Annotated in this window: 11 protein-coding genes; 4 read left to right on the top strand and 7 right to left on the bottom strand. The window is 69.1% G+C overall.

The window, feature by feature from the left end; translation table 11 throughout:
• Window positions 1–36 precede the first annotated feature (36 nt).
• Together ACXAID_RS10755 and ACXAID_RS10750 are read right to left on the bottom strand one after the other, a co-directional pair.
• The gene (locus ACXAID_RS10755) at window positions 37–1,554 is read right to left on the bottom strand and encodes a cell division protein PerM (RefSeq protein ID WP_475022194.1); all 1,518 of its coding nucleotides are present in this window, start codon (window positions 1,552–1,554) and stop codon (window positions 37–39) included.
• A 60-nt stretch (window positions 1,555–1,614) separates the two neighbouring features.
• Window positions 1,615–2,478, bottom strand: a complete 864-nt coding sequence (locus ACXAID_RS10750) for a DUF5336 domain-containing protein (protein WP_475022193.1) — start codon at window positions 2,476–2,478, stop codon at window positions 1,615–1,617.
• A 338-nt stretch (window positions 2,479–2,816) separates the two neighbouring features.
• On the opposite strand from ACXAID_RS10750, the gene ACXAID_RS10745 reads away from it, so the two are divergent.
• Entirely contained in the window at window positions 2,817–3,665 is an 849-nt protein-coding gene (locus ACXAID_RS10745) for an LLM class F420-dependent oxidoreductase (RefSeq protein WP_475022192.1), read from the top strand.
• Window positions 3,666–3,692: 27 nt separating this feature from the next.
• Here the strand turns inward: ACXAID_RS10745 and ACXAID_RS10740 are convergent, their stop codons facing one another.
• The 3 genes from ACXAID_RS10740 to sucC form a co-directional block, all read right to left on the bottom strand.
• A complete protein-coding gene (locus ACXAID_RS10740; protein ID WP_475022191.1) occupies window positions 3,693–5,222 on the bottom strand; it encodes an acetyl-CoA acetyltransferase in 1,530 nt (509 codons plus the stop codon).
• Between the two features lie 152 nt (window positions 5,223–5,374).
• Window positions 5,375–6,277 (bottom strand): succinate--CoA ligase subunit alpha, encoded by a 903-nt coding sequence (sucD, locus tag ACXAID_RS10735; RefSeq protein ID WP_475022190.1) that lies wholly within the window; start codon window positions 6,275–6,277, stop codon window positions 5,375–5,377.
• Between the two features lie 12 nt (window positions 6,278–6,289).
• Entirely contained in the window at window positions 6,290–7,453 is a 1,164-nt protein-coding gene (gene sucC / locus ACXAID_RS10730; RefSeq protein ID WP_475022189.1) for an ADP-forming succinate--CoA ligase subunit beta, read from the bottom strand.
• Between the two features lie 259 nt (window positions 7,454–7,712).
• On the opposite strand from sucC, the gene ACXAID_RS10725 reads away from it, so the two are divergent.
• Both ACXAID_RS10725 and ACXAID_RS10720 read left to right on the top strand, forming a co-directional pair.
• Window positions 7,713–8,780: a M23 family metallopeptidase gene (locus ACXAID_RS10725; protein WP_475022188.1), complete on the top strand. Its 1,068-nt coding sequence runs from the start codon at window positions 7,713–7,715 to the stop codon at window positions 8,778–8,780.
• A gap of 23 nt (window positions 8,781–8,803) precedes the next feature.
• Window positions 8,804–9,400, top strand: coding sequence for a hypothetical protein (locus ACXAID_RS10720; protein ID WP_475022187.1), 597 nt, complete (start codon window positions 8,804–8,806; stop codon window positions 9,398–9,400).
• A 15-nt stretch (window positions 9,401–9,415) separates the two neighbouring features.
• Here the strand turns inward: ACXAID_RS10720 and pcrA are convergent, their stop codons facing one another.
• The gene (gene pcrA / locus ACXAID_RS10715) at window positions 9,416–11,752 is read right to left on the bottom strand and encodes a DNA helicase PcrA (protein WP_475022186.1); all 2,337 of its coding nucleotides are present in this window, start codon (window positions 11,750–11,752) and stop codon (window positions 9,416–9,418) included.
• A gap of 278 nt (window positions 11,753–12,030) precedes the next feature.
• On the opposite strand from pcrA, the gene ACXAID_RS10710 reads away from it, so the two are divergent.
• Window positions 12,031–12,318, top strand: coding sequence for a chorismate mutase (locus ACXAID_RS10710; protein ID WP_475022185.1), 288 nt, complete (start codon window positions 12,031–12,033; stop codon window positions 12,316–12,318).
• Window positions 12,319–12,380: 62 nt separating this feature from the next.
• Here the strand turns inward: ACXAID_RS10710 and ACXAID_RS10705 are convergent.
• A partial coding sequence (locus ACXAID_RS10705; RefSeq protein WP_475022184.1) for an acyltransferase family protein occupies window positions 12,381–13,622 on the bottom strand: 1,242 nt, incomplete at its 5' end.

Here is a 13,622-nt window from a genome sequence, read left to right as displayed (position 1 = left end):
CCCGGACCCGAGCTCGGCGCAGGCGACCTGCGGGTCTCACCCGCTCCGGTCGACGCCACCGTCGACACCGCGGTCCTCGCTGACGTCGTCGGTGACGAAGTGGTCCTCCGGGTCGAACTCCTCGGCCGGCGGCAGTCGTCGCTCGTCGTCGGCCGCCGGCGTCCCGCCGGCGCTCGCCGCGGGTTCATCCGCATCGGGCGGCGTCTCGGGTTCGGCTGCGCCGGGCTGTGCTTCCGGTTCGGGCTCGGCTGTACCGGGCTGCATTTCGGATTCAGCGGACGGGGGCTCGCGCTCACCGGATTCCGTCTCCCCCGGGGCAGGCACTGGCTCCTCGGTGTCGTCCGCGGTGTCCGGCGGTGCCGCGCGCGGTTGCGCGTCGGCTACGGGAGCGGGTGGGCGGACCCTGGGCAGCAGACCGCCCGACAACGCGACGGTCAGCCCGCCGATACCGGCGAACCAGAGGAAGACGGCCGGACCGAAGGTGGTCTGGTCGACCCCCACATCGCCGAAGTTGCCCAGCGTCCCGCCACCGGCATATCCCAGCAGCGCCATCGTCACCGCCGCGAGGGCCGCGGCCACCACCACCTTCGCCAGTGCGGACAGGGGCGGCAGCGGGCGCCGGGCGCACTGCTGGCCCAGGGCGACACCGGCGGCCGCGGCGACGATCATCAGCGCCACCCACACCGGCCCCAGTGGTGGGGTCGGCACCGCGGCCAGCACGGGCAGTGCCGGGATGTCCCCGCCGAACACCGTGAACGGGCTGAACGTCGCCAGGCCCACGTGAGCGCTGGACCCGACCGCCACCGCCGCCGCGCCCACCATGACGTTGGGCACGTACAGCACCGACAGCACGGTGAGACTGAGCTGGCCGAACACCGAATCGGTGATCGAGTACAGCTCGTCCATCGTCGACCAGTGCACGACCAGCGAACCCGCGACGACCGCGCCGGAAAGCCCCACCAGGGCGAGCACGCCCGCGGTGGCGGCCCGGACCGACTCGAGAAGCCAATCCGGCATCGGTGAGGAGGCCAGCAGCCGGCGACCGACCCGCGACCCGACGCCGACCGACGCACCGATCGCGTGCACGACGAAAACCCCGCCGAACGCGCGCAGCGCATCGGGCGTCTGGAGATCGGTCAGGACCGACGCGGCGTCGTGGATGACGGCCAGGCAGATCGCGGCGATCAGCACCGGGCCGCCGACCGCCGAGGCGACCACCCAGCGCGTCACGAACCAGGAGGCACTCGTGGTCGCGGAGGCCGTCATCCGGGCGGTGGCGTAGATCATGGCCAGCACCGGCAGCAGCGGCATCACCCCGAGCGCGCTGCCGGCGATCGACACCGGCACCTGATGGACCCCCAGCCACATGCTGGCGATGGCGCCGAACGCGCCCGTCATGTCGCTGTTGGCGATCAGCAGCTGCAGCAGCACCACCGCGGCGATGACGACCAGCGCCACAACCGAGGGACCGAACGCCACCCGGAGCAGATCACGCGCCTGACGGGTCCCGCCGACCGGTCTGGGGGCGCCGCCCGGTTGCGGCGATCTGTTCACGGGTACAGCCGCTCCTCGCGAAGGCTCCGGCGTGCGGCGTTCCCGCACGCGCGGCTCAGACTACGACGGGGACTGATCCGACTGCGAGGATGACGGCTGGTGTGGCGTGGGAACCTGGCTCGTCGGCGCATTGCTCGCCGGTGGCTGACCATAGGTCGGGAAGCCCGTCGGCGGGGTGGGCGGCCCGGACGGACCGCCGGCCGGGGCCGCCGGGAAGCCTCCGGTGGAGGGTCCGGCGCCGGGGTATCCGCCGTAGGGCCCTGGATAGCCGGGGCGACCCTGCTGCGGCGCACCGGCGCTGTGCTGGGGTTGACCGTGCGGCTGCCCCTGCGGCTGACCGTAGTACGCACCCGGGTACTGACCGAAGTGCTGCGGCTGCTCGTACTTCGGCCGCGGCGCCGGGGCGGTGAGCACGCCGGCCTCGAACAGCAGCACCACGACGCCCACGGCCGCCTGCAGCAGCGTGAACGCGATCACCAGGTACAGACCCCAGTCGATGGTCGCGCCGCTGGGCCTCTTGAGCACCTCGGCGATCACCAGCAGGAAACCGAGCACCGCGGCCACCGCGACGACCGCGGCGTAGTCGGGCTGCTTGGGCAGCAGGCTCACCCCGGCCAGCAGTGCCGCCAGCACCGACGCGATGACGGCGAACAGCAGTCCCAGCGAGCTGCCGCTGAGCTGCCCCATTCCCGGGAAGTCCGTCGCGGAGATGGTGAACTGCGGGGCGAAGCTGGACAGGTAGACCAACAGGCCCAGAGCAGCGACGACCATGGTCAGATAGGTCGGCAGCCTGCTCGGCCCCTCGGCCGGAGATCCCTGCTCGGGAACCCTGCTGAACTGCTGGGTCGGCGCGGCGAACTGGTTGCCCGGCTGCTGCGCTGGCGGGTATCCGGGGCCTCCGGGCGCGCCTTGTGGGTACGACATGGCCTCTCCTGTGCGGTACGGGCACCGACCGTCGACGACGATGCGGTGCCGACGCGGTCTGCCGGTTCGTGACCGCCGACCGCGTAAGCGGTTCGGTCATCCACGCTAGCGCACCGTCAGGTGCCCACTTCCGCGCCAGGGGCCCCGCGGCCTGATCACAGGAAACTCACAAAAACGACCGTCGGGCATCGGCTCCGGGTCCGTCCCATCGGCATCTCCGGCCGAACCCGTCATCGGGTGCGGTCACCCGCACTAGACGACTTCACCGCGGGAGACGGTTCTGGGCTGGGCAGGTACCCCCTTGCGGTAGCTGATTGGAACACGTTCTAATTCAGCGTATGGACTTTGGCTTGGTGTTGTTCACCTCCGATCGCGGGATCACCCCGGCAGCAGCGGCCCGGTTGGCCGACGAGCACGGCTTCACGACGTTCTACGTGCCCGAACACACCCACATCCCGATCAAGCGCCAGGCCGCCCACCCCACCACCGGTGACGAGTCGCTGCCCGACGACCGCTACATGCGCACCCTCGATCCGTGGGTGTCGCTGGGCACCGCGTGCGCGGTGACCTCCCGGGTTCGGCTGTCCACCGCGGTGTCGCTGCCCGTCGAACACGACCCGATCACGCTGGCCAAATCCATCGCCACCCTCGATCACCTCTCCGGCGGCCGGGTGTCGGTGGGTGTCGGGTTCGGGTGGAACACCGACGAACTGGCCGATCACAAGGTGCCGCCCGGCCGCCGCCGGACCATGCTGCGCGAATACCTCGAGGCGATGCGGGCCCTGTGGACCGACGAGGAGGCCGAGTACCACGGCGAGTTCGTCGACTTCGGTCCGTCGTGGGCCTGGCCCAAGCCCGTCCAGACCCATATCCCCATCCTGGTCGGGGCCGCCGGCACCGAGAAGAACTTCAAGTGGATCGCCCGGTCGGCCGACGGCTGGATCACCACGCCGCGCGACTTCGACATCGACGCACCGGTGAAGATGCTGCAGGACACCTGGGCCGGCGCCGGCCGGGACGGCGCCCCGCAGATCGTCGCCCTGGACTTCAAACCCGACCCCGACAAGCTGGCGCGCTGGCGCGACCTCGGCGTCACCGAGGTTCTCTTCGGTCTGCCCGACCGCGGCGCCGACGAGGTCGCCGCCTATGTCGAGCGGCTGGCGGGCAAGCTCAGCGCCCTGGTCTGACCCCGGTACACCGGTTGCGCTGCTCGCTCAGCGAAGCAGCGCCCGGTTGCCGTTCTCCGACGAGGTCACGGTGACAGCCATGTCCAGCGGGTCCCCGTCGCACATGGCCGCGACCAGGTCGGGATCCTCGCTGGTGGCCATGAACCGGGATCCGTCGACATCGAGCCGCCCGACGATGATGCCGGTGCGCACCGGCCAGTCGTAACGCACCGAGTAGGTTTCGACGGTCCCCGCACCATCGGCGCGTTTTGTCACCGGCGTCTTGGGCAGCGCGGCGACCTCTGCGCTCAGCTCCCGGCTGCGGGACTCCCGCCACGGCACCGGCTCGGTCGAGTAGACGCCGACCGAGTACTTGCTGGCGATGCCGCCGTTGGCCCCGACGAACCCGAACCGGCCGGGGGCGTCGCGCATCCTGGCGACGGTTTCGGCGATGCCGTGCAGCGAGTAGCTGTTTCCCGGCCCGCCGAAGTACGGCAGTCCGCCGGTCAGCGTCAGACCCCGAGGATCGTCGGGAGCCAGCCCGAGAGCCTCGCAGATCACGAACACCGGGAACGGGAAGCAGCTGTACAGGTCGAAGGTGGCGATGTCGTCGACGCCGATGCCGGCCACCCGCAACGCCTCGTGAGCCGCCCGCACCGTGGCCGGCGCGGCGCCCAGGTCGGCGCGGTCGAGCATGGCCTGCTCCACCAGGTCGGCGTGCCCATGCAGATAAACCCAATTATGCTCCGGGACACCGAGTTTACGTGCCGCCGCGACGGACGTCACGAGCGTCGCAGCGCCCTGGTTGACGGTGTCGCGCGCCACCAGCAGCCGCGGGTACGGGTCACAGATCATCCGATTCTCGTCGGTGACGGTTTCGATCTCCTGGACCGACCGCTCCACCGGAGACGACGAGAACGGGTTCTTGGCAGCGATTTTCGACATCGGCGCGAACAGTTCGGCCATCTGGTGGCGGTACTGGTCGACACCGAGACCCAGACGGGCGCGCCGCGCGTTGTCGAGCAGGCCGTACTGCACCGGGGCGCCGGTCAGCCCGTGCGCAATGGTGTATTCGTCGATGTAGCTGAAGATCTGGTGGCCGCGGTCTTCGAGCTGACCGTCGACGTTCTCGGTGAAGTCGGGCTTGTCGTCCCGGTTGGCGAAGAACTTGGCGGTCGAACCGGCTTCCGAGCCCATGATCAGCACGACGTCGGATTCGCCTGAGACGATCGCACCGCCGGCCTCGGTGACCAGCTTCTGCGGGCCCTGACCACCGACGGGTTCGAGCACCACGCGGGCGGGGTCGCCGCCCACCCTGTTCATCACCGACCGCGGGTAGTTGTTGGACTTGCCCAGCGCGGCCGGCATCGGGCCGGAGATCTCGAACTGTCGCAGCCCGAACGCCGTGTCGACCGCGGCCGCGACCCGGGACGGGTCGGCACCGGTGTCGGCGAGCGCCGCCCGCACCGCGGCGGTGGCCAGGTCGACACCCGACATGCCGCGGTACCCGGGGTCGTCGATGCGTTCGGTGAACTGCCCGACTCCGACGATGACCGGCGTGCGTTCGTCAACTGCCATGCTCAGCTCCTCTTGAGTTACTTCGAGAGGCTAATAGAACGTGTTCCTGCCAGGCGACTCGGGTGGGTGCGGGCGCCGAGGGGCCCGATACGCGACATCGCACACGCGCCGGGCACGTGTGCGATGTCGCGGCTGTTGGGCTGCGAAGCCCTCTACAGGGCCTCGAAGATCTCGCGGGCCAGTTTGGCGGTTTCCGACGGGGTCTTGCCGACCTTCACGCCGGCGGCCTCCAGGGCCTCCTTCTTGCCCTGCGCGGTGCCCGCGCCGTCGGACACGATGGCGCCGGCGTGGCCCATGGTCTTGCCCTCCGGCGCGGTGAAGCCCGCGACGTAGCCGACGACCGGCTTGGAGACGTTGGCCTGGATGTAGGCACCCGCCTTCTCCTCGGCGTCGCCACCGATCTCACCGATCATCACGATGACCTTGGTCTCGGGATCCTTCTCGAAGGCCTCGATGGCGTCGATGTGCGTGGTGCCGATCACCGGGTCGCCGCCGATGCCGATGGCCGTGGAGAATCCGAGATCGCGCAGCTCGTACATCATCTGGTAGGTCAGCGTGCCCGACTTCGAGACCAGACCGATCGGGCCCTTGCCGGTGATGTTGTTGGGCGTGATCCCGACCAGCGACTCACCCGGGGTGATGATGCCCGGGCAGTTGGGGCCGATGATGCGGGTCTTGGCACCCTTGTCCAGGTTGTAGGCCCAGGCATAGGCGCTGTCCTGCACCGGGATTCCCTCGGTGATGACCACCAGCAGCGGGATCTCGGCGTCGATGGCCTCGATGATCGCGTCCTTGGAGAACGCCGGCGGCACGAAGGCGATGGACACGTCGGCGCCGGTTTCCTTCATGGCCTCGGCGACACTGCCGAACACCGGCAATTCGATGTCGTTGCCGTCTTTGTCCTGATGCTTGACGGTCGTGCCGGCCTTGCGGGCGTTGACACCGCCGACGACCTGGGTGCCGGCCTTGAGCATCAGCTTGGTGTGCTTGGTGCCCTCGCCGCCGGTGATGCCCTGGACGATGACCTTGCTGTCCTTGTTCAGGAAGATAGACATAGCTTGTGTCCCTTACTTGTTCGCCAGCTCGGCGGCCTTGTCGGCGCCGGAGTCCATGGTGTCGGCCTGGATGACCAGCGGATGGTTGGCCTCGGCAAGGATGCGGCGGCCTTCCTCGACGTTGTTGCCGTCCAAGCGCACCACGAGCGGCTTGGTGGCGGTGTCACCGAGGATCTCCAGCGCCTTGACGATGCCGTTGGCCACGGCGTCGCAGGCGGTGATGCCACCGAAGACGTTGACGAACACACTCTTGACCTGGCTGTCGCCCAGGATGACGTCCAGACCGTTGGCCATCACCTCGGCCGAGGCGCCGCCGCCGATGTCGAGGAAGTTGGCCGGCTTGACCCCGTTGTGCTTCTCGCCGGCGTAGGCCACCACATCCAGCGTCGACATCACCAGACCGGCACCGTTACCGATGATGCCGACCTGCCCGTCGAGCTTGACGTAGTTGAGGTCGTTCTCCTTGGCCTTCAGCTCGAGCGGATCGGTGGCGTCCTTGTCCTCGAACTCGGCGTGGCCGGGCTGGCGGAAGTCGGCGTTGGCGTCGAGGGTGACCTTGCCGTCGAGCGCCAGGATCTGGTCGTCCGGCGTGCGCACCAGCGGGTTGACCTCCACCAGGGTGGCGTCCTCGCCCACGAACACCTCCCACAGCTTCTGGATGGTCACGGCCGCGGCGTCGAGCACCTCGGCGGGCAGATGCCCCTTCTCGGCGATCTCGCGCGCGAACGCCAGATCGACGCCCTTGACGGCGTCCACCGGAACCTTGGCAAGCCGGTCGGGCTTGGTCGCGGCGACCTCTTCGATCTCCACGCCGCCCTCGACCGAGCACATCGCCAGATACGTGCGGTTGGCGCGGTCGAGCAGGAAGGAGATGTAGTACTCCTCGGCGATGTCGCTGGCCTCGGCGACCAGCAGCTTCTTGACGATGTGGCCCTTGATGTCCAGCCCGAGGATGTTCTGCGCGTGGGTGAACGCGTCATCGGGGGTCGCGGCGAACTTCACGCCGCCGGCCTTGCCGCGACCGCCTACCTTGACCTGGGCCTTGACCATGACGGGCCGGCCGATCTCGGTGGCGATGGCCTTCGCGTCCTGCGCCGAGTCGGTGACCCGGCCGGGGGTGGTGGGAACGTTGTGCTTGGCGAACAGCTCTTTCGCCTGATACTCGAAGAGGTCCATGGACTCTGCAACATCCCTGTCTGTCTGCGTCGACGTAGAAAGTTTGTGCCCGACGGGCTCCGCTGGAACTTTATCCACACGGATGCCGACGGTCGCCACCGCCCACCTCTCATGTGGTCGATCTCACCGCCGCATACATAGTGATTCAAATCACATTCGCGTGCCAGACCCTCGCAGGGGTTGGCACATTGATTGGGATTTGGTTAACGTCCCACTGGTCTAGATAACGGTCTGGTCACGACGATAAGGACTCCTCAGGTTGCCTCAGCATCGCGCGCGTCGGTCGGTCGAAGCCGTCGCAGCACCTGACCCCACCGAAGTCACGGACATCATTCCGTTCAACGAGTTCGGGGAGCTCGGCGACCTGGCCCGGCTCGACGAAGACCTCGACGTCGTGCCCCATGCGGCGTTCGACCGTGAAGCCCAGGTCAACAGCGCCCCGGAGCTCGACGACCTGCACCACACCGACGACCTCACGCCGCTGACACTGGCCGTGCCGTCGCAGTTCCGCCCGGAGTCCGGCGCCGAACGCGAGCCCACCACGCACGCCTACCGCGACAGTCACACCGACCTCAGCGACGGCACCGCGACCACCGACGTCATCGACATACGCGGCCACCGCGCCGCCGCGCACCGCAAGCCCGAGGTGCCCGTCAAGGGCAGGCTGATGGTCGCCGCCATGGCGGTGGGCGCCACCGCCGCCGGCGCCTACACGATGTCTCAGGGCTCCCAGACGACCCCGGAGGACACCGTGCTCGCCGCCGACCAGACCCAGACGGGTGGCGGCACGATCACCGGATCGGTCGACGGCATGCAGGTCGTCTCCGTCGCTCCGGCCGTCAACTCGGCGGTGCACGCCGAGGAGATCATCAAGGCCGCCGCCTTCGCCCAGGAACGTGCCGAACGTGAGGCCCGGCTGATCCGCCCGCAGTTCGTGATGCCGACCCGCGGCATGTACACCTCCGGCTTCGGCTACCGCTGGGGCGTGCTGCACGGCGGCATCGACATCGCCAACGCGATCGGCACAGCTGTCGTTGCCGCCGCCGACGGGGTCGTGACCTCCGCCGGCTACGAGGGCGGCTACGGCAACATGGTCACCCTGCGGCACGCGGACGGCACCGTCACGGCATACGGCCACAACAGCGCAGTGCTGGTCAGCGTCGGCCAGCGGGTCATGGCCGGCGATCAGATCGCCAAGATGGGTAACACCGGCAACTCGACCGGACCGCACCTGCACTTCGAGGTCCGTCTCAACGGCACCGACCGCGTCGACCCGGTCGGCTGGCTGGCCAAGCGGGGGCTGACCCTGGGCGGCTACGCCGGCTGAGCCCCGGCCGCTACGTTGGCGGAGTGGCCGACCGCAACACCCCAGACGATCCAGTCACGCCTTCGAGCGACGACAGCACCCGCATTCTGCGGCGCGCCCCACTGCACACCGACCCTGCGCCCGCCGGCGCCGAACCGCAGACCAGCATCATCCGGCGCCACCCCACCGGCGAACTGCCCGCGGCCTCAGACCCTGTTACCCAGATCGTCCCGCGCGCCAAACCCACCGCCGTCGGTCCGCCACGGGCAACCCGCAGCGGTTCCCGGTCGGCGATCGCGACCACCGTCGCGAGCATCGTCGCCGGCTGGGCGACCGCCGTCATCGCGACCGACCTGATCACCGGGTGGTGGGCGACGGACCCGCTGTTCTGCGTCGCGATGGGTTTCCTGACAGCCGTGTCGGCCGCGGCCACCATCTCCGGGGTGATCGCGCTGCTGCTGCGCCGGCGCAACGGACGGCTACTGATCGTGGTCGGCTCGGTGATCGCACTGCTCATCTTCGCCAGCCTGTTCGTGGCCGGCGCGACGCTGCCCGTCGCCGTCTACGCGATGCCGGTGCTGCCGCTGGCGTCGATCGTGACGGCCGCCCTGCCCGGCACCGCTCAGTGGAGCAGGTCCTAGATCACCCTTCGTAGCTCACAGCTTCGAGACCGGCGCGTGGTTGTGCATGAGTTTGACCCGCCCGGCACTGCCGAAGTCGATCAGCGACATCGCCGACTCCCCGACGCCGGAGACCTCCTCGACCCTGCCGAGGCCGTACTTGTCGTGCGTGACGCGGTCACCGGGTTCGAGCACCAGCAGCGCACGCTTGCCGGCGGGCGGCCGCGTCGGCGCCGGGCGCGGTGTACCGAACCGCCCCGCCCCACTCACCGGGGCCGAGAACGACGCGGCCTGCTCGGTACGGCGCCAGTCGATCAGCTCCTGGGGGATCTCCCGCAGGAAGCGTGACTCCGGGTTCAGCATCGGCTGCCCCCACGAGGACCGCACCTTGGCCCGGCTCAGATACAGCCGCTGCCGCGCCCTGGTGATGCCGACGTAGGCCAACCGCCGTTCCTCGGACAGCTCGACCGGGTCACCCAGCGCCCGCATGTGCGGGAACATGCCGTCCTCCCAGCCCGTGACGAACACGATCGGGAACTCCAGGCCCTTGGCGGTGTGCAGGGTCATCATCGTGACCACCCCGGCCCCGTGTTCGGGGATGTCGTCGGCGTCGGCCACCAGCGAGACCCGCTCCAGGAACGCCGCGAGCACCCCGGTGTCGGGGATGTCCTCGTCGAGCGGCTCCGCCCCGTCTTCACCCGCCAACGCCGTGGCGTTGGCCAGGTCGGTGCTGAATTCATGTGCGACGCTCACCAACTCGTTGAGGTTGTCCAACCGGGCCAGATCCTGCGGGTCACTCGACGACTCGAGTTCGGCGCGGTAGCCGCTGCGCTCGAGCACCGCCTCGACCAGGTCCCCGAGTTCCTCGTCGAGCTTGCCGCGCAGCTCGTCGAGCAGCCCGACGAACCCGGCGATCGCCTTCTCGGCACGGGTGTTGAGCATCGGCACCTTGCCCTCGGCCGCCGCGACCAGCGCATCGTTGAAGCTTGCGCCGGTGGTCTCGGCGTGCACCGCCACACAGGCTTCGGCCCGCTCGCCGATACCGCGCCGGGGTGTGTTCAGGATGCGGCGCATGCTCACCGAATCCCCCGGATTGTCCAGCACCCGCAGGTAGGCCACGATGTCGCGGATCTCCCGGCGTTCGTAGAAGCGCACTCCGCCGACGACCTTGTACGGGATCCCGGCCCGGATGAACACTTCCTCGAGGGCGCGGGAGGAATTGTTGGTGCGGTAGAACACCGCGACGTCGTTGTAGGAGAAGTCGCCCGCGCTGTCGGACAGCGCGTCGATCTCCTGGGCGACGAACCTGGCTTCGTCATGTTCGTTGTCGGCGACGTAGCCGACGATCAGCTCCCCCTCACCCGAGTCGGTCCACAGCCGCTTCTCCCGCCGCCCGGCATTGCGGGCGATCACGGAGTTGGCCGCGCTGAGGATCGTCTGGGTCGAGCGGTAGTTCTGTTCCAGCAGGATCGTCGTGGCGTCCGGGAAGTCGCGCTCGAAGTCCTCGATGTTGCGGATCGTCGCACCGCGGAACGCATAGATCGACTGGTCGGCGTCGCCGACCACACACAGCTCGGCGGGCGGCACCGCGTCGGTGTCGGGCGCCGCGACCCCGGTGAGTTCGCGCACCAGGACGTACTGGGCGTGGTTGGTGTCCTGATACTCGTCGACCAGGATGTGGCGGAACCGGCGCCGGTAGTACTGGGCGATCTGCGGGAAGGCCTGCAGCACCGCCACCGTCTCACCGATCAGGTCGTCGAAATCCAGCGCGTTGGCCGACCGCAGCCGCCGCTGGTACTCCGCGTACACCTCGGCGATCACCCGGGCCAGGTCGTCGGCTGCCTCGGACGCCTCCGCGGCAGCCTGCTCGGGCCCGATCAGTTCGTTCTTCAGGTTGGAGATCCCGTTGGCCAGCAGCCGCGGCGAATGCCGCTTGGTGTCCAACCCCATGTCCTTGCCGATCATCAGCAGCAGCCGCCGCGAATCGTCGGCGTCGTAGATCGAGAAGTTCGAGTTCAAGCCCGGCACCAGGGAGGCCTGATTGCGCAGGATCCGCACACAGGTCGAGTGGAACGTCGAGACCCACATGTTGCGGGCCCGCGGCCCCACCAGGCCCACCACCCGCTCCCGCATCTCCGCGGCCGCCTTGTTGGTGAACGTGATCGCCAGCACCTGCCCGACGCCGACGTCGCGATCGGCCAGCAGATAGGCGATCCGGCGGGTCAGCACCGCCGTCTTACCCGAGCCGGCGCCCGCCACGATCAACAGCGGGGCGCCCTCGTGCAGCACCGCCTGACGCTGCTGCGGGTTCAGACCGTCCAGCAGCTGATCGGTTTCGGTGGCCGGCGACGTCATCGCGAATGGAGCAGTCATACTCGCTCAAACCTACCGCTGTGAGCCGACACTCTTTGCGCAGGCACGACCGGTAGTGGCACACTGATCAGGTGCTCAACGCGCAGCTGGGTAATTTGCTCTTCGCCCGAGGGGCTCATCGCCGATTTTTCTACGGGTACCGGCCAGCGGTGCCCGTGGTCTAGCTGCTCCCTTCAGCCCCGCGGTCCGCTTCCGGATCCGGGGCTCGTCTCTTGTGTGAGGCCCGAAACCGGATGAAACCAGACCCTTCACACAACGGAGATTCGGAGAACCACGAGATGACGACCATGGAAACGGCTGCCGCCTCCGCTGCGGCGCCCGACGCCGAACAGATCGACGACCTCCGCCAGGAGATCGACCGCCTCGACGCGACGATCCTCGAAGCGGTCAAGCGCCGCACCGAGGTCTCCCAGCTGATCGGCAAGGCACGGATGGCCTCCGGCGGCACCCGTCTGGTACACAGCCGCGAGATGAAGGTCATCGAGCGCTACAGCGTGCTGGGCGCCGAGGGCAAGAACCTCGCGATGCTGCTGCTGCGGCTCGGCCGCGGCCGCCTCGGTCACTAAGCCCCCCTCGCCCGTGATTTCGGCGTGACCAGTCGCGCATATCGCGACTGGTCACGCCGAAATCACCCGGGCGCGACCGCGTCGACCAGCCACGGCGTCAGCCACTCGACCGCCTCCGGGGTGGGATGCACCCCGTCGCTGCGCATCCTGATGCCGTCGACCTTCGTCGTGTAGTAGCCGTTCGGGCTCAACTTCTCGTTCAGATCGGCCACCGTGACGTTCGGGCGATCCTCGACGACCTCGCGCAGCAACTCGTTCCAGTCGTCCACCCGACCGGGCCGATCCTCCGGGTACAGGCTGCCGTCGGATCTCTCGGCGCGCCGGTTGTAGGGCTCGGTGGTCACCACGATCCGCGCCCCGGTGGACCCCAGGATGCCCAGCGCGCGCCGCAACTCCCCACGCAGATAGGCGTCGTAGTCGTCGTCGCCGATGTGCATCCAGCTGCCCTCGTGCATCCGGTCGACGACCTCCCACCGACCGACGATCAACAGCACCACGTCGGGACGTTCATAGCCGATCCGCTGCGCCCACCGGCTCGGCCAGGCGTCGCACTCGGGTTTCTGGTCGAGCTCCCGGCCGGTGTACTCGTACGGGCCGCCGCGGGCGATGCCGCACCCGATGGTCGTGTAGTCGGTGAAGTGCACCCCCGGCGTCACCGGCAGGTACCGCATCACCGTCCACGCGATGGAATCTCCGAACACCGCCACCCGCAGATCACCCGGCTCACCGGGGCGCGGTGGCGGCGCCACCTCGACCGGCACCTCGGGCGCGACCAGCGCCGCCGAGTCGATCAGCGGGCCCGGCGCCGGGGGCTGCGGCGTCAACCGCACCGGTAGCACCGTCATCGCCACCACCGCGGCGGTGGCCGCCGATGCCGCCGCCAGCGGCAGCATCGGCACCGAAACGGGCCGCCACTCGCGGACCGGCTGCTCGATCAGCCACCACGACACCACGGCCACCGCGAGGGTCGCCGCGCACCGCAGAGCGAACAGCTGCCAGCCCGTCGTCCCGGTCCGCTCACCATTGACCAGCAGAAAAATCGGCCAATGCCAGAGGTATACGCCGTAGGAGATGACCCCGAGCCCCACCAGCGGCCCGGCGGACAGCAGCCGCGCAACAGGCCCGTCCTGCTCCAGGGCCACCGGTGCGATCACCAGCACCGCCGCCACCGCGACCACCAGCAGCAGACCGCGGCGGAACTCCTCGGCGCCGCCGGTGGCGACGTGCGCGGCCATCACCAGCACCACCAGCCCGACCGCGGGCAGCAGTCGGGCGAGCCACCGCGTCCAGCGGGACCGCAGGGT

This window comes from Mycobacterium sp. ABE4_509 (genome assembly GCF_056160785.1).
This window is presented reverse-complemented; position numbering and strand designations above follow the sequence as displayed.

Coding starts and splice junctions, on each gene's coding strand:
- ACXAID_RS10750 (WP_475022193.1), bottom strand. CDS start 2,478: ATGTCGTACCCACAAGGCGCGCCCGGAGGCCCCGGATACCCGCCAGCG.
- ACXAID_RS10745 (WP_475022192.1), top strand. CDS start 2,817: ATGGACTTTGGCTTGGTGTTGTTCACCTCCGATCGCGGGATCACCCCG.
- ACXAID_RS10740 (WP_475022191.1), bottom strand. CDS start 5,222: ATGGCAGTTGACGAACGCACGCCGGTCATCGTCGGAGTCGGGCAGTTC.
- sucD (WP_475022190.1), bottom strand. CDS start 6,277: ATGTCTATCTTCCTGAACAAGGACAGCAAGGTCATCGTCCAGGGCATC.
- sucC (WP_475022189.1), bottom strand. CDS start 7,453: ATGGACCTCTTCGAGTATCAGGCGAAAGAGCTGTTCGCCAAGCACAAC.
- pcrA (WP_475022186.1), bottom strand. CDS start 11,752: ATGACTGCTCCATTCGCGATGACGTCGCCGGCCACCGAAACCGATCAG.
- ACXAID_RS10710 (WP_475022185.1), top strand. CDS start 12,031: ATGACGACCATGGAAACGGCTGCCGCCTCCGCTGCGGCGCCCGACGCC.